Origin of the sequence: Christiangramia qingdaonensis (genome assembly GCF_048381525.1) — a bacterium.
Lineage (GTDB): Bacteria > Bacteroidota > Bacteroidia > Flavobacteriales > Flavobacteriaceae > Christiangramia.
In genome coordinates this window covers 236,478-259,716 of the sequence record NZ_JBLWIM010000015.1, presented here as the reverse complement: position 1 = coordinate 259,716, position 23,239 = coordinate 236,478, and the positions used below count along the sequence as shown (strand labels likewise).

The following is a 23,239-nucleotide window of genomic DNA, read 5'->3' as shown; positions in this document are numbered from 1 at the left end:
ATGGCAGATAACAAGATAGCAGTAACAGTTGACAGCGTCGTATTCTGTAAAACAAATAATTTATTTAAGGTTTTACTGATTCAGCGTAAGAATGATCCATTTAAAGATCAATGGGCTCTGCCTGGTGGATTTGTAGATGAAGGGGAGGACCTGGAAACTGCAGCAAAAAGAGAACTGAATGAGGAGACCGGTGTGGTTGTTAAAAGTATGGAACAGGTACAGGCCTTCGGTAATCCAGGTCGTGATCCTAGGGGTCATACAATTTCAATAGCATTCCTGAGTAGGATCTTTTGCGAAGAAGATCTAACTCCGTCCGATGATGCTCAGGATGCCAGATGGGTTGCTGTTGAAGACCTGCCTGACATGGAACTGGCATTTGATCATGACGAGATCATTAATGTGGCACAGCAATTCTTATAATCAAAATTTATAATTCATTTTCTGAAAAAATTATAAATTAATTTTAGTTTTTTGAGAATATGCTAATTCTATTACAGACTCGTAATTTAGCGAGTCTTTTTAATTATCTTCAAAATAAAAATATGAGATTTCATACCAGAAAATGGATTAAACCTGAAGACCTGAACCCAAACGGAACTTTATTTGGTGGCCGTTTGTTAGAGTGGATAGACGAAGAATGTGCTTTATATAGTATAGTTCAATTAGAAAACCCCAAAACCGTCACTAAATATATGAGTGAGATAGACTTTAGAAGTTCTGCTCACCAGGGTGATATAGTAGAAATAGGGATTGAGGTGATAAAATTCGGAACTGCTTCTCTTACGCTTCAATGTGAAGTTCGAAATAAAATGACAAGAGAAACCATTATTACCGTAGATCGTATAGTTATGGTAGCTCTAGGAGACGATGGTAAGCCTAAACCACATGGAAAGAATAAAATAGAATTTGTAAAAGACCGACTTAATGACTAGTCGGTTTTTTCCTTTTTATTAGAAACCCCAACAGGGAAATCTGTCTCTCCACCATATAATTTTATTTCCTGAATATCTGCTGGTAGATAATAACCATTGTCTTCAAGTGCTTCTTTTACGGCTCTTACTACATTCCCTTTGGTGATCATCGCCTGCATCCTGAAATCTGTAGTGTCTACCCAGAAGAAGACTTTTAGATTTACCGTACTGGTCGCTAATTCATCTTCGATAACAAAATTTTGATGTTCAGCATCTTCGATGACCGTTGGTTCCTTTCGTAAGGCTTCCATTACAGTTCTTTTAGCTCCATCGATATTATCTTCATAGGCTATTCCAATGATAAAGCTCCATCGAAAAAATCCGTCTTCAGTATAATTGGTTGCAGGTTTGGTTAACACATCACTATTTGGAATGTACACATCCTTTCCATCAAATGTTTTAAGCTTAGTATATCTGAATTCAAGCGCTTTCACTTTTCCGAAGTTATCGCCAATTTCCACAGTATCATTTACATCAAATGGACGGTTAAATGCGAGGATTATCCCTGCAATAAAGTTTTCACCTATATCCTTAAATGCAAAACCTAAGACAACAGCACTGGCTCCTGCTGCGGTGAGAATACCTGTTGCAACACCTCCAAGGCCCGCAGCTTTCAGAGCTAACATGATGGAAGTAATGATTATAAGAAACCTGATAGCCTTACCAAGAAATTTACTCATTAGAGGATCTGAAGTCCTGGCAGATATTCGTTTGGTGAAAAATCTTCCCATCCAGATGCCAATAAGGACACCAAGAATTATGATCAACAAGCCAAGTCCAATACCAGGTAACTGATCAATTAGATTTTGATAAAATTGATTGAAGGATCCTTCAATCGTTTCTAGTTCCCGTTCAGCCTGACTTTGCATGAATTCCTGTTTATCCAAAAATAAATAATACTTGTGGTTTAATTTAGTAGAAACCGGGAGAATTATTGATTACTCGATCCATTAGGACCTTTCTCTGTATTTTCTTTTTCTTCTTCAGCAATTTGTTCTTTTGCCTTTCTGATCTCATCTTCAGGAGCATCATCTGGCTTTTGCTCTTCTGCCAGTTCTGGTTGTAAAAACAACTGGGCGTAAAACGGAAAGTGATCTGATTTTACATCATCTCCTAAACCGATTTTTTCTACTCTAAATTCTTCAGAAACAAATATATGATCCAGTGACCAGCGCATGATAAAACTTTTGGCATTGAAGGTATTATAGAAGCTTCGTCCTTTTCTTACGTCCAGCAATTCACCAACAGTCTGAAACATACTTGTAGTTCGAGACCAGGCAACATCATTAAAATCTCCTAATACTACCACTGGAATATCAGAATCCATAGATTCGAGAGCAATTTTCATCATTTCAGCATCGCGATCTGAAGATGATGGGTTATGTTGTGGCATGGGAGGAGTAGGGTGAATTGCGTGTAATTGAATCCTAGCGCCGGAACGTAGTTCAATTTCAGTGTGAATAGAAGGAATACTATCATCCACAATATATTTCACCTGAGGATTGTTCAGCTTAAATTTTGAATATAAAAGCATTCCGTATGTATTGTCAAGCGGCACTTCAACTTTATATGGATAATCGCTCCCAATACCAGATTTTAAGGCATCTGCCCATTTGATATCAGTTTCCGTAAAAACAGCAACATCGGGATTAAGTTTTTTCATCTCTTCGATCAGGATCGCCTTCTCTTTGTTTTTCTGAAGTACATTGGAGGTTAACAACATCATACCCGTTTGATTGTCAACCGTTTCTGTCGGCTTTCCAACGTCGTAAGGAACAAAAGGAGTATATGGCAATATTTTCACAAACTGGTAAATAAAGCAAGCTACCAGGATGATCATAAAAGCATAATCCCTCCAATTTGAAATCTTAAACCTTAAAAAGTAAGCGAAAATTGCCATAAGTGTTAGCAACGTTAGCTGAATATGCGGATAATCAAACATTCTCACCCACCAGAAGTCTACAGCGACGATCGGGATTAAGGTGATTAGTACAGCAAGAATTCCGAAGCCCTGTAGAAAAGGTTTTAATTTCATTTTTGGTTTATTTGTTAATTGGATCTTTCTGAAAGAAAATTACGGATGTCATCACCAGATGGAGCTTCAAATAACTGAAGATCGAAATATGGAATGGCAGCAATAAGATGGTCAAAAATATCTGCAGAAATATACTCAAAATTTTCCCAGCGTTTGTCTCTACTGAAACACAGTATTTCCAGAGGAATTCCATTAGGTGTAGGAGCGAGATGTCTTACAATTAAATACATCTCTTTATGGATGGCTGAATGATCCTGTAAATACGAGTCTGCATACTTCCTGAAAATTCCCAGGTTCGTTTGATTTCTTCCGTTTATAAGTACACTTTTATCTATATTATTTGTCTCGTTATACTTATCAATTTCGGACTGCCTGTTTTCGAGGTAAGGAGCTATTAGTTGAATCTTTTTTAGCTTGGCTATGTCTTCAGGCCCAAGGAATTTTACAGAATTCTGCTTGATAAAGACCGAACGTTTGATTCTCCTCCCAGGAGACTCCTGCATACCTCTCCAGTTCTGAAAGGAATCTGAAATAAGACTATAGGTTGGAATCGTGGTATAAGTATTATCCCAGTTTTGTACCCGAACCGTTGCAAGGTTAATTTCGGTTACTGTTCCATCTGCACCAAATTTTTGAAACGTGATCCAGTCTCCAATTCTAACTATATCATTTACAGATACTTGTATAGAAGCAACTAAACCTAAGATTGTATCTTTAAAGATAAGTAAAATGACTGCGGAAGCGGCACCTAAGGATATTGCAAAGCCAATTACAGATTTACCAGTAATTACCGAAAACATAAACATTAAGCCTATGATCCAAAGAAAGATCATGATGATCTGGCTGAAACTTTCCAGCGGTTTGTCATTAAACTCAGACCTGGTTTTAAGATAATTTCTTGTAGAGCGAAGCACGCTTCGACAGATCCATACCACCAGTATGATGATATAAATCTTCATCGTATAGAAGAAGAATTCTAAGATCCTGGGGAAATCTATAAAAATTAAAGGGAATAATTCGTAAACTATATAAATAGGCAGAAACCTCCCTACGTATCTGGGAAAATTACTTTTAATAAGAAAGTCGTCTATTGTGGTTTTAGTACGATTGGTAAACGCACTGATGGCTTCTATCACAAAATGCTTGACCAGGTAATTAGCTGCAAACACGATAAATGTTAGTGCAACAATATTGATTAACAGATTGAGATACTGTGCCAGTACAGCGTTCATTCCATATTCAAGGAATAGGTCTTCGAAAAAACAAATAATATCGATCATGTTATCCACTTTCTGAAATTAGAGATATTTTTTCTCTACGTAAAATGGTCCGAATGGAATAAATGAGCATCCAAAGATAATCGCGATCTGCTTAAGTCCCCAGTTCATGGGTTTTATAAGTAGCAAAGCCCCAACTACATAAGCTACAAAAAGTACTCCATGTGCCATGCCCACATGTTTAACCATAGCTGGCATATCCAGAATGTATTTTAAAGGCATTGCGATGAGCAATAATACCAGAAATGAAATACCTTCCAGAATGCTAACCCACTTAAATACAGTAATCTTATGTTTCAAAGCCATAGAGCCAAATTTGAGCAACAAAGATAATTGATATTATATAGATGACCTCGTTTAAAGCACAGGCTTTGTGAGCAATTTAATAAAGTAGTGATAACTGTTATGTGGCAATTTTAGTATTTTGCGATCGTAAATTGAAATTATGAATGATAAAAAAGTACTGGTTACCGGTGGTCTTGGTTTTATTGGATCACATACCGTAGTAGCCTTACAACAGGAAGGGTTTGAAGTTGTAATTATAGATAATCTTTCAAACTCATCTATAGAGGTTCTTGGTGGAATAACTCAAATAAGCGGTAAGACACCAGAATTTGAAAATATAGATCTCAGGGAGAAATCTGCAGTGAAGAATTTCTTCGAGAAATACCCTGATATTGGAAACGTGATTCACTTTGCTGCTTCCAAGGCAGTTGGAGAAAGTGTTATTAATCCCTTACTGTATTATGAAAATAATCTTTCAACCTTAGTGTACTTATTGCACGAACTGAATAATAGGGAGAAGGCCAACTTTATTTTCAGTTCTTCCTGTACGGTTTATGGGCAGGCTGATGAGTTACCTATAACCGAGAATGCACCGGTAAAACAAGCTGAGTCTCCTTATGGTAATACAAAGCAAATAGGTGAGGAGATCATTAGGGATACCTGTAAGGTTAATCAGGAATTAAAGGCAATTTCGTTACGTTATTTCAATCCAATTGGAGCACATCATTCAGGACAGATAGGGGAACTTCCAATTGGAACTCCGCAAAATCTAGTGCCTTTCATTACGCAAACTGCGATTGGAAAGAGATCTGAACTATCTGTATATGGTGATGATTATCCTACCAGAGACGGAACAGCTATACGTGATTATATTCATGTGATGGATCTAGCAGAAGCGCATGTTTCAGCATTGAAACGTTTGTTATCGCAGAATGAGAATGAGAATTACGAAGTTTTTAATCTGGGGACAGGAAACGGTAATACAGTTCTCGAGGTCATTAAGTCTTTTGAAAAAGTTTCTGAAAAGGATCTGGCTTATAAAATAGTGGGTCGAAGAGAAGGAGATATCACCGCAGCCTATGCAGATACTAATAAGGCAAATGATCATTTAAACTGGAAAGCGAAAAGATCTCTGGATGATGCGCTAGATAGTGCCTGGAAATGGCAGAAGCTAGTAGAGAAAAAGGAAGAAAATCAGGATTAGTTATTAGAGACTAATTAAGACAAAAAAAAGACCGGCAATTGCCGGTCTTTTTCATTTTTATTTCGTTCCGTTAACAAGAAACGCGTGAATTACACCTGGAATCCAACCTAAGGCCGTTAACAACAAGCTTATTAGGAATGTTACTCCGAGTCCATGTTTCATGAATACGGCCAATGGTGGTAATAAAATGTTTAATACAATTGTTAGAATAGACATAGCTTTTGATTTATTTGGTTAATAGTTCTGCTGAACATTTGCTCAACAAGCTCGCAAGGTAGAGGGATAGTCACTTTTCACCATAAACCTTGGGAAAAGTTTATAAGCAACCTCTAACAAAGCGTTAAACCATTTCAAATATAACCAGTGCGTATAAATAGAATCTTGCAAACCTAAGTAAGCCAAAGATAAGATAGCTAGAAAATGGGAATCTAATAATTCCTGCAGCGATACTGGTCATCGCAAAAGGTATAGGTAGTAAAGCTCCAACTATAATCAGGAAACCTCCCCATTTACGGGTGTTCTTGATATGTTTGGCCAGTTTAAGCTCCAGTGCATTGTGTACGGCTGGAATCTTAGTGATTGAAACACCAATCCAATAAGAAACGATTCCTCCAAGGTATGAACCTAAAGCGAGTAAAGATAAGTACAAAAATGGAATAGCAGACTTTCCTGCCCAGGCGATAAATAGTTCTGGGGGAACCAGGCCTAATAATGATTCAGATAGAAAAAAGATTGATAATACCTGCCACGGACTATAGGTTTCAGTCACCGTCACCAGCATGTCTTCTATATCCAGGAGAAAGTGATCGATCGCCCACAAAGCAGCTACAAATAGTACAATTGGTAAAACGGCTTTTCTTAAACTTCCTAGAACGAAAGAATAAAAACCGGTATAACTGTAGTATTGGTGTAATAAGCGGATTCGCGACTTCTTTTTAGATTTCGCTTTTTCTTTCATCAATTCTCCTTCTTTCTTTATAGTAGCAATTTCTAATTCTAAAGTTGTGATCCGTTTATAGGTGCAAAACCCTTAGTAATCTTCTCCAGCATCAGCTTTTAGAGCCTTTACATATTCTCTAAGTTCTTCTTCATTCAACTTATTAGAATGTTCGGCCATTAAGGATAACATATACTCAAGACTTTCCTGTCCTGTGATTTCTTCCGAATTCTCAACTTCAGTTTCTTCTTCTTCAGTTTCAACTTCAATAGGATCTCCATTTTCGTCCAGTTCAACTGGTACATCATCTGGGATAGCGATCAGGAAGTCCTGATTTTCACTAATATGTTCATGAGCCAATCTTGTAACTTTTGCCAAAAGTGGAATATTCTCCTCAACTACCAGTTTTCTCAACTCTTTAAGGTCTTCTACGATAGTGTTGATAATGATTCCGTTGCGCATAAGGTCACGCTGAATCTTATTAAGTAACTTTTGTGCTTTAATGTTTTCCAAGGTTTTCTCTATTAAATGGGTCAGTACTAATTAGGTAAATATAGGTGTAATCCTACTCTTTATCTGAGCAGACAAAGTTAGTTTTTTTACATTTCTATAAAAGTGTTTTGATAGGTTTTATTAAGTATTTAACCTTTAAAATTAACAATATCTTACCGCCAGAAATTTCTAAGTACTTCAAGCCTTTCTTAGCTTTAAACTTCAAAAAAATTAAATTTATGAGTACAAATAATAAAACTGCACTAATCACTGGTGGTAGTAAAGGGATAGGATACGGAGTTGCTGAAACGCTTCTAAAAATGGGATATAAAGTTGCTATTACTAGTAGGTCATTATCTTCTGCGGAAGAAGCTGCGAAGAAATTATCTGCAAATGGAGAGGCTCTTGGTCTGGAAGCAGATGTACGTAGTTATGAAAGTCAGCAGAAAGCTGTAAAGCAATTACTGGACAAATGGGGACAGCTTGATGTTCTTGTAGCTAATGCCGGGGTTGGTAATTTTGGATCAGTAGATGAGTTGAGCGTAGATGACTGGAAAAATACCATTGATACAAACTTAAACGGACTGTTTTATTCAGTAAAAGCTAGTGTTGAAGCATTGAAGAAGACTGAAGGTTATATTATTACGATCTCGAGTCTTGCCGGAACGAACTATTTTGCCGGAGGAGCAGCATACAATGCCAGTAAGTTCGCTGTCACCGGTTTTTCTCAGGCGATCATGTTGGATCTCCGAGATAAGGGAGTTAAAGTAAGTACAATAATGCCTGGATCTGTTGCAACACATTTTAATGGTAATGAACCTTCAGAAGAAGATGGCTGGAAAATTCAAAGTGAGGATATTGGAGAATTAGTTGGTGATCTACTGAAAATGAATCCAAGAACGCTTCCAAGTAAAATTGAAGTAAGACCTGCTCGTCCACCGAAAAAATAATTCTAATTTATTCAATACTAAAGCCACTCGATTTGAGTGGCTTTTTTCATTAACAAGCTTTAGGAGTTAAGGTTAAATTGATGACAAAGCCTTTATTCTCTAAGGTTTCAGGCTATCTATCCATTAAATTTGTAAAAAAATTAAAAGAAGAGATTATGAGTATTAAAGGAAAGACGATCATTATTACAGGAGCATCTAGTGGAATTGGTGAAGCAACAGCATTGAAATTGGCAAAGGAAGGCGCCAATGTAGTTTTAACTGCTAGAAGAGAAGAACGTCTGAATGAACTTAAGAAGAAGGTAGACGAATTAAATGCTGGAAAAGCGCTGGTAGTAACCGGTGATGTGACCAATAAAGATAACTTCAAAACATTGGTTGAGAAAACTAAAAAAGAATTTAATAGCATAGACGGCTTAATCAATAATGCTGGTCTTATGCCATTATCTTATGTCAAAAATCTGCATACAGATGAGTGGGATAAAATGATAGATGTTAATATTAAAGGTGTTATGAATGGAGTAGCAGCGGTATTACCAACGATGATGGAACAGAAGTCGGGTAATATCATTAATATTTCATCAAGTGCTGCTAATAAGATCTATCCTGGTGGAGCAGTTTACTGTGCAACAAAATCTGCAGTAAAAATGTTTTCTGAAGGTTTGAGAATGGAGCTGGCACCTAAATTCGGAATTAATGTGACATCTATTGAACCTGGTTTCGTAGACACAGAGCTTACAGATTCTATTACAGATGATGAGATTAAGGAAGGATTGCTTTCTAATTTCAAAGAAATGACTCCTCTGGAAGCTCAGGATATTGCAGATGCGATCTATTATTCTCTAACGCAACCAAAGCGTGCAAATGTAAATGATGTTTTCATCATGCCTACAGATCAGGAACAATAGGATCTCAGAACATAGTTAATAAAAAAGCCCGGATAGTATCCGGGCTTTTTTATGCATTGAATTGATCATTAGATCTTAACGACCATTTTACCAGTGTTCTTACCATCGAATAGATCGATAAATGCTTGAGGAGTGTTATCAAAACCTTCTACGACAGTTTCATCATACTTGAGTTTTCCAGATTTTAACCAACCGGCAAGTTCCTGTATAGCTCTCTGGAACTCTTCCTGATGATCTCTTACTAGAAATCCTTGCATCAATGCAGATTTCTTGATAAGAATACCTTCAGGTCTAGGTCCTGTTGGAGTACCCGTCTCATTATAAATAGAAATAGCACCGCAATTGATGATACGCGCCGCTTTATTTATATTCTGAAGAGTAGCATCTAGAATTTCACCACCAACATTATCAAAATATACATCAACTCCATCTGGACAATGCTCAGCAATCGCTTCTTTCATATTGGAGGTAGTTTTGTAATTAATACCACCATCAAATCCGAATTTACTCTGTATATGATCAATCTTTTCATCAGATCCTGCTATTCCAACTACACGACATCCTTTAATCTTTCCAATTTGACCCACAACACTTCCAACAGCTCCGGCAGCACCAGATACCAATAATGTTTCCCCTTCCTTCAGTTTTCCAATAGTGTCGAGTGCAAGATGCGCGGTCAATCCTGTAAGCCCAAGAACTCCCAGGTATGCAGATAGTGGAGCCATTTCCTTATCAATCTTTCTCAAACCCTTTCCATCATGCGACTGCTCATGTTTCCAGTCCAGCATTCCTATTACATGCTCACCTTCTTTAAAGTCTTCAGAATTGGAAGAAATTACTTCAGAAACTACCATAGATTCTAATGGTTTTCCAACCTGAAATGGTTCAATATAAGATTCCTCATCGCGCATTCTTCCGCGTAAATAAGGATCTACAGAGATATATTTTGTTTTAAGCTTAAGTGCTTTATCTTCTGAAATTTCAAAATCTTTAATCTCAAAATCTGAAGTTTCAGGTTTGCCTTTTGGACGTTGCTTTAATAGTATTTGCTTATTCATAACTTTTATTTTTAAGCAAATTAATATGCATCTGCTCATTTGGCAAACATGCATTCATAATTAAAACTTAAAACCTAAAAAGAGTGTAGATAGCGATGATTATTAAGCTCAACTTCGTAATTTCATTGTTCCAAACCCGCAAATTTGAAGATCAACTTTCAGCATTATTATAATGAACTCATTAAATTTCTTAGAAGTACCGACTTTTCTAAAGCTATCGTACTTACCATTGCGATCGTAATCCCAATCGCGGTTTTTTCGAACTTAGGTTTACTTGAAATAGGGGTGAGTATGGCGATGGGAAGTTTACTTTCATCTCCAAGTGATGTGGCCGGAAGCTTTAAGCATAAGGTCATGGGTATCATGGCCGCGGCATTTCTTGGTGCACTTTCCTTCTGTATCGCAGGTTATTCTGCACAATTCAGTTGGGCAGTTGCACCTATGTTATTGGTAATGATGTTCGGGATAGCATATCTCTCTGTCTATGGTTTCAGAGCTTCGCTGGTCACTTTTGCCGGACTATTAGCGGTAGTTCTAAGTTTCGCCAATATTTCTTCGGAAATTGAGATCTGGCAAAAATCCATTCTCATCTTCGGCGGTGGAGTTTTCTACATGCTTATAAGTATTGCCTGGTATTTACTAAAACCTGAAAGAGCATCAGAGCAACAGATCGCGGAGACTATGGAATTAACCGCAGATTATCTACGACTCAGAATTAGATTGCTCGATCCTGAATCTGATCTGGAAAATATTCAGAAAGAACTTTTCCAAAAACAAACCGAACTTAATGAGCATCACGAAAGTTTGAGGGAGCTTCTTATAACCTTCAGGATGTCCTCGGGAAGTTCTGGTTATACCCGAAAAAGGCTACTCATATTTATAGATCTTGTAGATATGCTTGAGCTGGCCATGGCGAATCCTATTGATTACCCTCAGATGCGAAAGGTGCTTGATTCAGATTTTATAGAATTAAAGGTGTTTAAGGAATTTTCATTGAAAATGGCAGAGCAGCTGGACCGCATTGCGCTTTCAGTCCATAAAAATTCCACGATGCCTGAGAATAAACTTTCCGAAGAATTAAAGAAGGTTGAGAGCAGTTTGTTAAAGTACCGGGACACGATCAATATTTCAGAAAAAAGGGAAAGTATGCTGGTCTTAAGGAACTTCTATGATTACCAAGTCAGGCAGTCTCAAAAAATCAATAATATTGACCGGGTTCTTAGAAATCTTGAAGGAAAGAAAAGGATTTTTAAGGACAAAGATGTCCAGCAATTTTTAACCCAACAGGAATATAGCTTTAAAACCCTTCGTACCAATTTTCAGTTCAACAGTTCCATTTTTCGTCATGCCCTGAGACTTGCTATTGTAGTTCTGGTAGGATATTTACTGGGGTCTTATTTCTCGGTTCAGAATGCGTACTGGATTTTACTAACGATTGTCGTTATCATGCGACCTAATTACGGGCTCACTAAACAAAGGACCAGGAAACGGATCGTTGGAACACTTATAGGCGGCGCCATGGCGATTGGAATAGTATTTATTACTCAAAATACGACGGTATATGCCATTCTAGGCATTCTGAGTCTAACGCTGGCATTTTCTTTAATTCAGCGTAATTATACCACTGCAGCAATGTTCATCACGCTCAGTATCATATTTATCTATGCACTGCTCCAGCCAGAAGTTTTAAATGTAATTCAGTTTAGAATCCTTGATACAGTAATTGGCGCAGGTCTCGCGGGTCTTGGGAATTTCATCTTATGGCCTAAATGGGAACTTAAGGAGCTGAATAATGTCATTGCCAATTCGATCAATTCCAATATTGGTTATTTAGAGGAGATCGATGATTATTACCATAAAAAGGAAAATTTACCCATTAGCTACAGACTGGCCCGAAAAAAAGCATTTCTGGATATGGGGGAGTTGAGTGGCGCATTTCAAAGAATGACCCAGGAGCCGAAGTCCCAGCAAAAGCAGCTGAGTCTCATTTACGAAATTGTAGGCTTAAATCATACTTTTCTGTCTGCTTTGGCGTCGATGGGATCCTATATTAGGAACCACCCAACGAGCAAAGCCTCTTCAGATTTTGAAATGTATACTAAAACCATCGTTTTCAATTTGAAAAATTCTGTACGCTTACTGGAGCATGAAAGTAGGGAACAAAAGGAACATGAAGGAATTTCTAAAGCAGGCAAGGCACTTCATCGCAGATTTGATGAAATGGCTACGGAAAGGGATAAAGAAATAAGCGAGGGAAAAGCCCAGATAGATGAGGATACGCGGTTGAACCTTCAGGAAGCACATTTAATCACGGGTCAGCTAGAGTGGCTCTTAGATATTTCAGAAAAACTGGAGATCAATACCGAAAAATTAACAGCGAAATTAGATGAGCAAAAGAGCCTTTAAAAAATATATTAAGGAACTTTCAAAAGAGGATCTTGAAGAGCAGATAATGGATCTCTATAATAGGTTTGAGGATCTAAAGACATATTACAACTTCGTTTTCAATCCTAACGAGGAAAAACTCGTGCAGGATGCGAAATTTAAAATAGGGAAGGAGTATTTTCCACCAAACAACAGGCGACCAAAGAAAAGGCGTTCCGTAGCACATAAGATCATTAAACATTACCTGAAATTAGGAATGGAACCTCATGCGCTGGCCGACGTTATGTTCTATAATGTGGAAATCGCCCAGACCTTTTCAGAAGAACAGGAGTATATTACTGAAGCTTTTGAGAAAAGCATATTTAAGTCTTTTGAGCAGGCAGTCCAGTATGTCGCTGAATATGGAGTGATCTCAGAGTTCGAGAAGCGAATACAAAAGATCGCAAGGTTTAGTCACGACCACAAATGGACTAATAGCTATCAATTTGTAACTGCAGCAGATAGAGTACTTTAATTATAGTTCTCAATTCTATAGCTTTTGCTAAAACAAAAAGTTACAATTGACTTAAATCAACATTGCTCTCCGGGCAATTAAGTATTTTTGAATTTAGAACAAAAGCTATGAAACTGGAAGAAATAATTAAGCAAATAGAATCTCAGAAAAATCTTCCTAATCTTAATTTCAGTATTAAAGAGAAGACGGAGGCATTCACAAAAAAGCTTTTTTACACTTTATTTGATAAGCAAACTCCTGTTGCAGATAACTTGATGGAATTGGGAAAGGACTTCGAGGTTCTGGCAAAACTAGTTTGCTGGGAACCCGGTGCGCCCTGCCAGGATATCTGGAGCGATTATCTTACAAAACTACCCGGAATCCTTGAGGATCTAAATCTTGATGCTGAAGCGATCTCTAAGAATGATCCCGCAGCAAATTCAGTAGAAGAAGTTTATTTAAGTTATCCTGGGTTTTTCGCAATAGCAATTTACAGGCTTAGCCATGAATTTTACAAATTTGGATTGCCTTTGGTTCCAAGATTAATGACAGAGTGTGCTCATAGTCTTACAGGAACCGATATTAATCCTGGTGCAGTAATTGGAAAATCCTTCTTTATAGACCATGCCACGGGTGTAGTCATTGGAGAAACTGCAACTATAGAAGATAACGTGAAGATCTATCAGGGTGTCACGCTGGGCGCACTTACGGTTGATAAATCAATGCAGAATTTAAAAAGACATCCTACAATTAAAAATAATGTCACCATCTATGCCAACGCGACCATATTAGGTGGAAATACAGAAATTGGTGAGAATTCAGTCATAGGAGGAAATGTTTGGCTAACTAAATCTGTCCCGGCGAATTCCATGGTTTCTCATACCCCACAGATCAATATTAAAAATACAGCAGATAAATAATGAACAATTCAGTTATAGATTTAGTTGGGAATACACCCTTGGTAAAAGCTTCAAGAGTTTTTTCAAAACCAGGGGTAGAGCTATACTTCAAACTGGAAGGGCAGAACCCAGGAGGAAGTGTGAAGGATCGTGCAGCTTATAATATGATTAAAAGTGCATTGGATCGCGGCACTATTGATAAAAAAACGAAATTGATCGAAGCAACCAGCGGGAATACTGGTATTGCACTGGCGATGATCGCTGGTATATTTGGCCTTGATATCGAATTGGTAATGCCTGAAAATTCAACTATTGAAAGAGTTCAGACGATGCGCGCTTATGGTGCCAAAGTAACCTTAACCAGTTCAGATACTGGGATCGAAGGTTCGAGAGATTATGCTGAAGAAAAGATGAAGAACGGTAATTATTTTATGCTGAACCAGTTTGGAAATGATGATAATTGGCAGGCACATTATAAAACAACAGGACCTGAAATCTGGAGGGATACTGAGCAGAAGGTCACACACTTTGTCTCTTCGATGGGAACTACAGGAACTATTATGGGGACAAGTACATTTCTAAAGGAGAAAAATCCCGATATACAGATCGTAGGAGTTCAACCTGAAGATAATGCCAGAATCCCGGGCATTCGAAAATGGCCGGAAGCTTATTTGCCTAAAATATTTGATGCTAGGAAAGTGGATCAGGTGCTGGAAGTAAATGAGGAAGATGCAAGATTAATGAGTAGAAGGCTTGCTGAAGAAGAAGGTATTTTTGCTGGAATGAGCAGTGGTGGAGCTACCGTCGCAGCAGTTAGATTATGCGAATCTTTGGAAAGCGGATTAGTAGTTTCTATTATCTGTGATCGTGGCGACCGTTATCTTTCTTCAGACCTGTTTGAAAAATAAGTAAAGTTGTATAAGATCAAGGTTAACCTGTGATGAAGATCATATAGATCTATAGTCAACAATATTCCCTTTTTCCGATGGTTTCGATCGGCACCTGATCTTATACAACTTTGTATTGCTTAGAACTTCTCAATGGAAGCTACACCATAATCATACTTGGAAGGTGTAATTTTTAATCTTTGGCGATCGTTGCCTTTCCGAAGAACTACAATATATTTTTCATTGTCTAGTTGATCGCTTATTCCACGAGCCTGGTACTTATTTCTGGTCATAGTCCAGCCCATGTATTCTCCAAAAACTTCGTTTCTAACCAGGGCTGGTAAGGCGATATCTTTGAACATCTGGCTGGTCTTTAAAAGATTTCCTTTTTCGTCATAGGTAGCTTCTAAATAACCTTTTTTACTCCGTAGTGTTACGATCACGTCTCCAGACTTAATATCGGCTTCATCCAGAAAACGATGAATATCGAAATTGGCTTTGGTAAATGCAACTGCATCAGATTGAAACTGAGCTGCAAATTTCTCCTTAACTTTTACAAGTCCGTTGGGATAATCCTCAAAAATAAGGTTGGCGGTTGGACTAAAATTAATTCTGGTCTCATCCAGCTGAATTACATCCTGTGCCTGGGCACCGATGCTTAAAACAAAAACGAAAATAATAATGATGAACTTTTTCATGATGTAAAAATTTAATGATGAATAATTGATTATTGATATTTTCAAAATTACATCACTTACACCTTGCTGAAAATCACTTAAGTAGCATATCTAAAATTAAATCCTATTTATTCTGTTATTTTCCAGATGTTGAATTAAGAGAGATACATCTTCAACCTGCACCTTGTTTCTGGATATCTTAATAAGCCCCATTTTCTTCATTTTCTGTAGATGTCTGTTAACCACTGCACGACTGGAGCCAATTAAATAAGCAAGTTCTTTATCTGGAAGATCATTAATATTTTGCAATTTATTAGATGTTTTATCTATGTTCTTCAGGAGTAAATGCAGTAAACGTGTTGTAATATCGCTAAATACCAGTTGTGAAACATTCTCTTCCAGCATTCGCATGTATCTTCCTGCATAACTTAGGAAATTCTTGTAATACTCAGGATAGGACTGTAACCAGTTTCTCAGTTTATCCATAGGAATAGCGAGTACTTCTGTATGATCCAGACATTCATAATAGGCCTTGTGCTTGATTCCGTCCAGTAAGCAGAAAAGATCAAATACATCGCCATTTTTCAATAAAAAAATGGTATGCTCCTTGGCGCTTTCAAAGTCGGCATGATACATTTTAATTCTACCATTTTTTATGATGTAAAAATGGAACAGGAATTTTTCACAATGCACTAGACAGGTTTGTTTTGGCCATTTTTCTACGTAGAAGCTTCCTGAAAGTTCTTTAAAATGCGCTTCTGAAACATCAGTAAATAAACCGCATTCCTGTAAAACTGAATAGTTATTCTGGTGAATGAAATCTTTATCGTGCAAATCCTCGGAATTTAGTTGGTTAATTTTCCGGGGGGATATTATCTGATCGATTGTTTTGGAGACAGTAAAATCAGTTTGATTAGCGAATCACTAATTTACAATAATTATAAGTAGCATACGGCTTAAAATAGATTCTATAATGTCTAATTTATTTTTGACTAAAGCTTAAAATGGTTTATTTTTGCAAAATTGCTTACTATAAAGGACTATATGGCGTCAGAAACATTTGGAATTGAGAAAAAGAAGGTCGACAAACAATTATATGATTACCAACAGAAAGATATAGATAAAATTTTCGGGGTTATTGAAGAGCATCCCGAAAATTATAATCTTCTATATCAATTACCTACAGGTGGAGGGAAGACAGTGATTTTCTCTCAAATGACCAGGGAATATATTCAAAGAACCAATAAAAAGGTTCTTATACTAACTCATCGTATCGAATTATGTAAGCAAACTTCCAAAATGCTTTCAGGATTTGGAGTGCGTAATAAAATTATTAATAGTAAAGTAAAGGAGTTACCAGATCAAAATGACTACATGTGTTTTGTAGCCATGGTGGAAACCCTTAACAACCGACTGAATGACGAGAAGCTTAAAATCGAGGATATTGGACTTGTAATTATAGATGAAGCACACTATAATAGTTTCAGAAAACTCTTCAAGTTTTTTGAGAAGTGTTTTATTCTGGGAGTGACCGCTACACCGCTTAGTTCAAACATCAAGCTACCTATGAAAGATAATTACCGCGAACTTATCGTTGGTGATTCTATTACATCTTTGATTGAAAAAGGCTTTTTAGCAAAATCTAATATTTATAGCTATAATGTTGGCCTTACGAATTTAAAAGTAGGAATGAACGGTGATTATACTGTTAAATCTTCCGAAGAACTTTATTCGAATTATAGCATGCAGGAGAAGCTCCTAAATGCTTATTATGAGCGTTCTCGCGGCAAGAAAACACTCATCTTTAATAACGGTATAAATACTTCCATTGAAGTTTATCATACTTTTAAAAACGCTGGTTTACCTATCCGCCATCTCGATAATACCACCAGCAAACAGGATAGAAAGGATATTTTGAAATGGTTCAAGCATACACCAGATGCGATCGTCACTTCTGTAAGTATTCTTACAACCGGGTTTGATGAGCCTACAGTAGAGACCATTGTCCTAAATCGTGCTACCAAGTCACTAACTCTGTATTTTCAGATGATTGGTCGTGGATCTCGAGTTCTTAAAGACAAAAGCGAATTTACAGTGATTGATCTTGGTAACAACATGGCCAGATTTGGGAACTGGAGTAGTCCGGTGGATTGGAAGCAGATCTTTAGATCTCCAGACTTCTATTTTGAAAATCTTTTAAGTGATGAGGATATTGAAAGAGATTTTCAATACCAAATGCCAGAGGAAATAAGAGCACAGTTCTCTAAAACGGAAGATGTTACCTTTGATATTGAAGCTGCCTACGACACGGTAATCAAAAAAGGATTAAAGTCCAAAGCGGTACTGGAATGGTCTATGGAGCAGCATGTTAAAATGTGTGTGGAGAATAGTGAAGATGTATTCGATGCCAGGATCCTTGCTAAAGAATTAAAGGATGATATTAGTTCACGAATCAAACAATACTCTTACTGTATAAGTAAAAGCACTAAAAATTACCGGGATTGGCTGGAAGAAGATTACTCCAGAAAACTTAGAATGCAGATTAATAAAGAATTCTAGTTATCGTCTTTTTTACCGAAGAGTCTTTTGAAGAAACCTTTTTTCTTTTTCCCTTCTTCGTCTGTCTTCTCGTTCAATCTGTTTTTCCGATCTTTATTTTTACCGGAAAACAGTCTTTCGAAAAAGTTATCACGTTCTTCTGGCGGGCATTCCATCAGGTTTGCCAGCTCTGAAGATAGTGGTTGAAATCTTGCATTCGTAATAGCATTAAAACTTGAATTACCATTCATTTTCTGCATTAGTTTTGCGAAAATTGGTAGCGCCGAATTTGCTCCCTGGCCAATTCCAGTATTCCTGAAACCTATGCGGTGGTCATCAGATCCTACCCAGGTTACACAAACCAGTTCTGGCGTTATTCCTACGAACCAACCATCCTTATTATCCTGAGTCGTACCGGTTTTACCTGCGATGTCATTTTTTAATCCATAGCTGTATCTAAGTCGGCTTGCGGTACCTTCATCTACAGTAGCCTGCATCATATTGACCATAATTTTGCGGGTATCTTCGGAAAAAGCCTTTCTTTCTGAAACCTTAGGTTTAAAAGTAGCCAGAACATTACCTTCAGCATCTTCGATTCTACTAATATAGAATGGCTTGGCTGCATATCCATCATTCGCATAAGCTGAATATGCGCCTGTCATTTCCTCTAAATTAAGCGAAGCGGTTCCTAGTGCAATGGAAGGAACAGCTGGAAGATCAGATTCTATTCCAAGATCTCTGGCCTGCCTGATCACATTTGGAATTCCTGTCTCCATTAAAACTTTTACGGCGATGGTATTCATGGACTTGCTAAGTGCGGTCTTCAAATTATAATTCATATTGGGATCATCTCCTTCCGAAGAAGAATTAGAGGGAGTCCAGCCTTTATCGTAAGTAACTTCCCGAACTGAAAAATAGGTACATGGATCCATGCCATTTTCTAGGGCAGCGGTATAAACAAAAGGCTTGAATGTAGAACCTACCTGTCTTTTGCTCTGGCTCACATGATCGTACTTAAAGAAACGAAAATCAACTCCTCCAACCCAGGCCTGTACAGCACCGTTTTTTGGACTAACTGCCAAAAGTCCGGAATTCAGAAACTTCAGGTAATGTGCAATACTATCTATACTGCTCACATTTTTAGTTTCCATCCCATCATAAGTAAACAAATCGGTAGAATGTTTTTGTTCCATTCGTTGCAGGATCTGTTCTTCTGAAAGACCTTCTTTTGAAAGCTTCTGGTATCTTGAACTGCGTTTTACAGCGTCCATCAGTACTTTTTTGTTTTTGTTCCATGGACCGTTATTTCCGTAGGATTTCTCATGATCGTTTTGCAATTGAGACATATGCTCTATCATAGCCTCTTCAGCAAGCTGTTGCATTTCGTAATTAAGCGTGGTATGAACTATAAGTCCATCCCGATAAATATTATACTTTTCTCCATCCTTATTCTTTAAAGTATCCAGGATTCCTGAAACATCTTTGCGCACCTGTTCTCTAAAATATGGAGCAATGCCTTTGTCGTGGCTATAACTTCTATAATCCAGAACGAGTGGGAGCATTTTCGCTTCTTCAGCCTGTGGCGTACTTAGGTAATCATATTTCGCCATTTGCATAAGCACGACATCACGACGAAGTCTGCTTCTTTCTGGAAAGATTCGCGGATTATAATAATGACTGGCCTTCAGCATTCCGACAAGTACAGCAGCTTCTTCAAGCTTCAAATCCATAGTATGCTTATTGAAAAACTTCATGGAGGCACTTTCAATTCCGTAGGTATTATCACTAAAAGGAACCGTGTTGAAGTAAAGCTGGACGAGTTCATTTTTACTATAAACATTTTCCAGACGCTTAGCAATTACAGCTTCCTGCATTTTGTTGATCACAATGCCCAGAATTCCATAATCTTTTCTACCATAAATATTCTTGGCTAGCTGAAGAGTGATCGTACTTCCACCTCCGGCAGAATCATCCTGAAGTAAAATGGATTTAAAAAAAACCCTTCCTAAACTGCGGTTATCAATACCATCATGCTCGTAGAAACGTGCATCCTCAGTCGCAATTAAGGCTTCGATAAGATGGGAGGGAAGCTGATCGAAATCTATAGGCTGGCGATCATAAACGTAGAACTTACCTATTAACTCGCCATTAGAAGCGAGTACCTGTGTAGCTTTATTTTGTTGTAAGGATGAAAGTTCAGATTCTGTAGGTATCTTTCCGAAGAGGCCAAAATAGATACTGGCAAAGAAAAGCAGGAAAAACCCTGTAAGACTGGAGATTATAATAAGTGCCCACCTAATAATAGGATTGTTCTTTAGTTTCGCTAACATTCTTTAGTAGTAAAGTTTGCAAATAAACGAATGTTTGCACGAGAGAATTATATTTTAAGCTTATTTTATAAATTTTGTTAAATAAAAAGAGGCTAATAAAACTATTAACCTCTTTTTTAACTGTAGTTGTGATGAATTGATTGATAAATTGGTCCTTTCATGCAGTGTATTTTTGATCGCTAGATTTAGACCTGTGTGATGATTTGATGTTTAGAAATGGCCTACGGTGTGTGATGCCACCGGTTCTGGCATTTCCAAAAACCTGTAAATTACTTTCCAGATTTGTCATGATTGATAATTTTTGATGATTAATTAATACTTTCTACGCTTTGAGAACAATGATCTTTCTGCGTTGGCTTCAGTATTCATGAAGCAGGATCTTGATTTAGTTTGATTGATGGAATGTCTCATAATGATTGTATTATTGGATTGATGAATAATTTTGAATTAAGCTCTTTTACGTTTCGGAAAAACCTGTCTTTGTAAGTTCGCCTCTGTGTTCATAAAGCATTGTCTTCTTTTAGTGTGATTGATTGAATGTCTCATAATTAAAGTTTTAGATGATTATTAAACCATTTTTGATGTTGTTGATGATGGTTTCTATTTAATAGACGCTACAAAACTTGTTATGTTACAGTACTATGCAATAAAAGGTACTGAATTAACAGATTTTAACATAAAGCGGTACTATTCGTACTTCAAAGTATTGTTAAACTTTTTCAGTGAGATGAGCTTAATTGTACATTAGAACTTAAATGTTTTTGTATGAATAAGTGGGTTATTGGGATCGTAACTATGGTCATTGTTCTGGCCGGAATCATTTACGCGATTTACCAATTGAATGATTATGATTTTAATGATGTTGAGAAATCTTATGAGATAGTCGAGTCATGGGAATTACCTTCAGAATTAAATGAAATTTCCGGAATGGTATATAATGAAGACGGACTTATGATCTGTGTGCAGGATGAAGATGGTATCCTGTTTACTTTTGATATGGAAACAAATGAAATTATTGCAAAACACAAGTTTTCATATTCCGGAGATTATGAGGCTTTAACTTACCTGGATGGTGTTTACTGGGTTGCTGAAAGTAATGGGAGAATCATAGATATATCAGACCTTGATGTTGCAGATCAGGAACTGGAAGGTATACAGCTCGATTTTGAATACAGGAATAATATTGAAGGTATGACTGCGACTCCAGACGGTAAGTTGTGGATCACAGTCAAGGATCGTAATCTGGACAATAGCGGTGGTTACAAAGGTGTATATGAATATGATCCGGAAACCAGAAAACTGCAGAAAGAACCAGTCCTAATGATTGACTACCAAGATCCTAAATTTGAACGTTTAAAGACTCATAATCCCAGAAAACTATTAAGACCATCAGATCTTGATATTCATCCATCAACCGGTGATCTATATGTTTTGGATGCTGAATTTCAGAAGATAATAATTACCGATCTACAAGGCGGTATAAAATCCATTCACCTGCTGGACCCAGCAGAATTCGAGCAACCAGAAGGAATTGCATTTTCCAAAGATGGTAGAATTTTTATTTCTAATGAAAGAGTAGGAGTGCCCGCAAATATCCGGGAAATAAAGTTTAAATAATTTATCCTTGCAAATTCTTGCTTACCTCCTGAACTTCATCGAGTACTCTTAGTAAATTTTCACCCCAAAGTTTAGCAATTTCCTGTTCAGAATATCCTCTTCGAACAAGCTCAATCGTTACATTAAGCGTTTCACTGGCATCATCCCAACCATAAATTCCACCGCCTCCATCAAAGTCTGAGCTAATTCCAACATGATCAATACCAATTTTTTTCACGAGGTAGTCGATATGATCCACGAAATCTACTACGGCTACAGGAGTTGAAGTTTCGTTCAAGTTATTTAATGCAGTCTTAGCGGCTATTCTTATTTTCTTCAAATCTTTATAATAGTTCTGTTTCGCTGCATCATCAAGTTTTCGAACGTTGTCTCTTTCTAGATAGTCTAAGCCTAATTGATCGGCAGTATTTTTGTAAACTTCAGTTTCTGCCTTCGAAAAAGCATTGTGTTTCTCAGTATTCAAATAAGAACTAAACGCCACCGTTTGAACGACTCCGCCATTCTCGCGAAACAATTCAAGTAGTTCGTCATCCAGGTTTCTACTATGATCGCAAAGAGCTCTGGCAGAAGAATGAGAAGCTATAAGTGGTGCTTTTGATATGCTGAACATATCTTTGATCGATTCTTTACTGGGATGTGAAACATCGATCATAATTCCATATTTGTTCATTTCAAGAACAGCTTTCTCTCCTAATTCGCTCAATCCATTGTGTAACCATTCATCATTCTCCTCACCGGTATTGGAGTCTGAAAACTGACTATGACCATTATGAGAAAGCGACATATATCTGGCTCCTCTATCGTGAAACTCTTTGATTCTGCTTAGATCTGTACCAACAGGATACGCATTTTCAACACCTATCATGGCGACTTTTTTTCCTTCTGCAACTAATTTTCGTACTTCAGCAGAAGTTGTGGCCAATCCTATAGCTTCAGGAGCATAAGTTTCTGTCAACTTGTGAATTGCTTCAAATTTGCTAATTGCATTCTCATAAGCTTTTGCATAACCTTCCTCATTCAATTCGCCCTGCCCAGTGTAAACAATTAACCAGCTTACATCAAGACCACCAGCCAGCATTTTCGGCAAATTTACCTGGGTGTCCAGGTCTTGCGTATAGTTCTTTTCAGTAGTGAAATTGTTGATATTAATATCGTTGTGCGTATCTATAGTAATCACACGTTCATGTATTCTGGTCGCTTTCTCGATCAATTCTGAATCCTGAGTTTGTGCATTGCTATTAAATACTAGAGAGAAAAGGAGTAATCCTGATATTGATAATTTCATAAACTTAGATTTTC

23 protein-coding genes are annotated in these 23,239 nt (G+C 37.3%); 11 read left to right on the top strand and 12 right to left on the bottom strand.

Translation table 11 applies throughout. The features are described 5' to 3' along the window. Together ACNI3T_RS12535 and ACNI3T_RS12530 are read left to right on the top strand one after the other, a co-directional pair. Window positions 1–420, top strand: coding sequence for an NUDIX domain-containing protein (locus tag ACNI3T_RS12535; protein WP_418228091.1), 420 nt, complete (start codon window positions 1–3; stop codon window positions 418–420). 122 nt (window positions 421–542) lie between these two features. After that, window positions 543–932 carry an acyl-CoA thioesterase gene (locus ACNI3T_RS12530; RefSeq protein ID WP_418228090.1) on the top strand — a complete coding sequence of 130 codons (390 nt, stop codon included), beginning with the start codon at window positions 543–545 and terminating at the stop codon, window positions 930–932. On the opposite strand, the gene ACNI3T_RS12525 is transcribed toward ACNI3T_RS12530, so the two are convergent. From ACNI3T_RS12525 to ACNI3T_RS12510, 4 genes are all read right to left on the bottom strand, one after another. Further along, window positions 929–1,840 carry a mechanosensitive ion channel family protein gene (locus tag ACNI3T_RS12525; protein ID WP_322300286.1) on the bottom strand — a complete coding sequence of 304 codons (912 nt, stop codon included), beginning with the start codon at window positions 1,838–1,840 and terminating at the stop codon, window positions 929–931. The genes ACNI3T_RS12530 and ACNI3T_RS12525 overlap by 4 nt on opposite strands. Before the next feature lie 62 nt (window positions 1,841–1,902). Further along, window positions 1,903–3,006, bottom strand: a complete 1,104-nt coding sequence (locus ACNI3T_RS12520; RefSeq protein ID WP_418228089.1) for an endonuclease/exonuclease/phosphatase family protein — start codon at window positions 3,004–3,006, stop codon at window positions 1,903–1,905. 14 nt (window positions 3,007–3,020) lie between these two features. After that, complete coding sequence (locus ACNI3T_RS12515) at window positions 3,021–4,286, bottom strand: mechanosensitive ion channel family protein (protein ID WP_418228088.1); 1,266 nt, start codon at window positions 4,284–4,286, stop codon at window positions 3,021–3,023. Between the two features lie 18 nt (window positions 4,287–4,304). Next, on the bottom strand, window positions 4,305–4,589 hold the full coding sequence (locus ACNI3T_RS12510; RefSeq protein ID WP_295180799.1) for a DUF3817 domain-containing protein: 285 nt from the start codon (window positions 4,587–4,589) through the stop codon (window positions 4,305–4,307). Window positions 4,590–4,728: 139 nt separating this feature from the next. Between ACNI3T_RS12510 and galE the strand changes: the two genes are divergently transcribed. Continuing rightward, on the top strand, window positions 4,729–5,772 hold the full coding sequence (galE, locus tag ACNI3T_RS12505) for a UDP-glucose 4-epimerase GalE (protein WP_418228087.1): 1,044 nt from the start codon (window positions 4,729–4,731) through the stop codon (window positions 5,770–5,772). Between the two features lie 57 nt (window positions 5,773–5,829). On the opposite strand, the gene ACNI3T_RS12500 is transcribed toward galE, so the two are convergent. From ACNI3T_RS12500 to ACNI3T_RS12490, 3 genes are all read right to left on the bottom strand, one after another. After that, window positions 5,830–5,988, bottom strand: coding sequence for a YqaE/Pmp3 family membrane protein (locus tag ACNI3T_RS12500; RefSeq protein ID WP_141877795.1), 159 nt, complete (start codon window positions 5,986–5,988; stop codon window positions 5,830–5,832). Between the two features lie 124 nt (window positions 5,989–6,112). Next, entirely contained in the window at window positions 6,113–6,730 is a 618-nt protein-coding gene (locus ACNI3T_RS12495) for a YqaA family protein (RefSeq protein ID WP_322300282.1), read from the bottom strand. A gap of 72 nt (window positions 6,731–6,802) precedes the next feature. Further along, window positions 6,803–7,222 carry a hypothetical protein gene (locus tag ACNI3T_RS12490; protein ID WP_141877793.1) on the bottom strand — a complete coding sequence of 140 codons (420 nt, stop codon included), beginning with the start codon at window positions 7,220–7,222 and terminating at the stop codon, window positions 6,803–6,805. A gap of 218 nt (window positions 7,223–7,440) precedes the next feature. On the opposite strand from ACNI3T_RS12490, the gene ACNI3T_RS12485 reads away from it, so the two are divergent. Further along, entirely contained in the window at window positions 7,441–8,151 is a 711-nt protein-coding gene (locus ACNI3T_RS12485) for an SDR family oxidoreductase (RefSeq protein ID WP_418228086.1), read from the top strand. 155 nt (window positions 8,152–8,306) lie between these two features. Further along, window positions 8,307–9,056 carry an SDR family oxidoreductase gene (locus tag ACNI3T_RS12480; protein WP_418228085.1) on the top strand — a complete coding sequence of 250 codons (750 nt, stop codon included), beginning with the start codon at window positions 8,307–8,309 and terminating at the stop codon, window positions 9,054–9,056. Window positions 9,057–9,124: 68 nt separating this feature from the next. Here ACNI3T_RS12480 and ACNI3T_RS12475 read toward each other — a convergent pair whose 3' ends face one another. After that, on the bottom strand, window positions 9,125–10,114 hold the full coding sequence (locus tag ACNI3T_RS12475; protein WP_418228084.1) for an NADP-dependent oxidoreductase: 990 nt from the start codon (window positions 10,112–10,114) through the stop codon (window positions 9,125–9,127). 144 nt (window positions 10,115–10,258) lie between these two features. On the opposite strand from ACNI3T_RS12475, the gene ACNI3T_RS12470 reads away from it, so the two are divergent. The 4 genes from ACNI3T_RS12470 to cysM all read left to right on the top strand — a co-directional run bounded on the left by ACNI3T_RS12470 (window position 10,259) and on the right by cysM (window position 14,799). Further along, window positions 10,259–12,520 carry an FUSC family protein gene (locus ACNI3T_RS12470; protein WP_418228083.1) on the top strand — a complete coding sequence of 754 codons (2,262 nt, stop codon included), beginning with the start codon at window positions 10,259–10,261 and terminating at the stop codon, window positions 12,518–12,520. Beyond that, window positions 12,501–13,013, top strand: a complete 513-nt coding sequence (locus ACNI3T_RS12465; protein ID WP_418228082.1) for a DUF6155 family protein — start codon at window positions 12,501–12,503, stop codon at window positions 13,011–13,013. The genes ACNI3T_RS12470 and ACNI3T_RS12465 overlap by 20 nt, the downstream gene beginning before the upstream one ends. Window positions 13,014–13,120: 107 nt before the next feature. Further along, complete coding sequence (epsC, locus tag ACNI3T_RS12460) at window positions 13,121–13,912, top strand: serine O-acetyltransferase EpsC (RefSeq protein WP_418228081.1); 792 nt, start codon at window positions 13,121–13,123, stop codon at window positions 13,910–13,912. Next, the gene (gene cysM / locus ACNI3T_RS12455; RefSeq protein WP_418228080.1) at window positions 13,912–14,799 is read left to right on the top strand and encodes a cysteine synthase CysM; all 888 of its coding nucleotides are present in this window, start codon (window positions 13,912–13,914) and stop codon (window positions 14,797–14,799) included. The genes epsC and cysM overlap by 1 nt, the downstream gene beginning before the upstream one ends. Window positions 14,800–14,918: 119 nt before the next feature. Here the strand turns inward: cysM and ACNI3T_RS12450 are convergent, their stop codons facing one another. Beyond that, window positions 14,919–15,476, bottom strand: a complete 558-nt coding sequence (locus ACNI3T_RS12450) for a hypothetical protein (protein WP_418228079.1) — start codon at window positions 15,474–15,476, stop codon at window positions 14,919–14,921. Window positions 15,477–15,572: 96 nt separating this feature from the next. Further along, a complete protein-coding gene (locus ACNI3T_RS12445; protein ID WP_418228078.1) occupies window positions 15,573–16,289 on the bottom strand; it encodes a Crp/Fnr family transcriptional regulator in 717 nt (238 codons plus the stop codon). A gap of 210 nt (window positions 16,290–16,499) precedes the next feature. Here ACNI3T_RS12445 and ACNI3T_RS12440 point away from each other — a divergent pair, with 210 nt between their 5' ends. Then, window positions 16,500–18,014, top strand: a complete 1,515-nt coding sequence (locus ACNI3T_RS12440; RefSeq protein ID WP_322300272.1) for a DEAD/DEAH box helicase — start codon at window positions 16,500–16,502, stop codon at window positions 18,012–18,014. On the opposite strand, the gene ACNI3T_RS12435 is transcribed toward ACNI3T_RS12440, so the two are convergent. Beyond that, on the bottom strand, window positions 18,011–20,323 hold the full coding sequence (locus tag ACNI3T_RS12435; protein WP_418228077.1) for a penicillin-binding protein 1A: 2,313 nt from the start codon (window positions 20,321–20,323) through the stop codon (window positions 18,011–18,013). The two genes, ACNI3T_RS12440 and ACNI3T_RS12435, sit on opposite strands and share 4 nt — an antisense overlap. Window positions 20,324–21,088: 765 nt before the next feature. On the opposite strand from ACNI3T_RS12435, the gene ACNI3T_RS12430 reads away from it, so the two are divergent. Further along, window positions 21,089–21,940, top strand: coding sequence for an SdiA-regulated domain-containing protein (locus tag ACNI3T_RS12430; protein ID WP_418228076.1), 852 nt, complete (start codon window positions 21,089–21,091; stop codon window positions 21,938–21,940). Window position 21,941: 1 nt separating this feature from the next. Here ACNI3T_RS12430 and ACNI3T_RS12425 read toward each other — a convergent pair whose 3' ends face one another. Beyond that, a complete protein-coding gene (locus tag ACNI3T_RS12425) occupies window positions 21,942–23,225 on the bottom strand; it encodes a dipeptidase (protein ID WP_418228075.1) in 1,284 nt (427 codons plus the stop codon). Window positions 23,226–23,239: the final 14 nt, after the last annotated feature.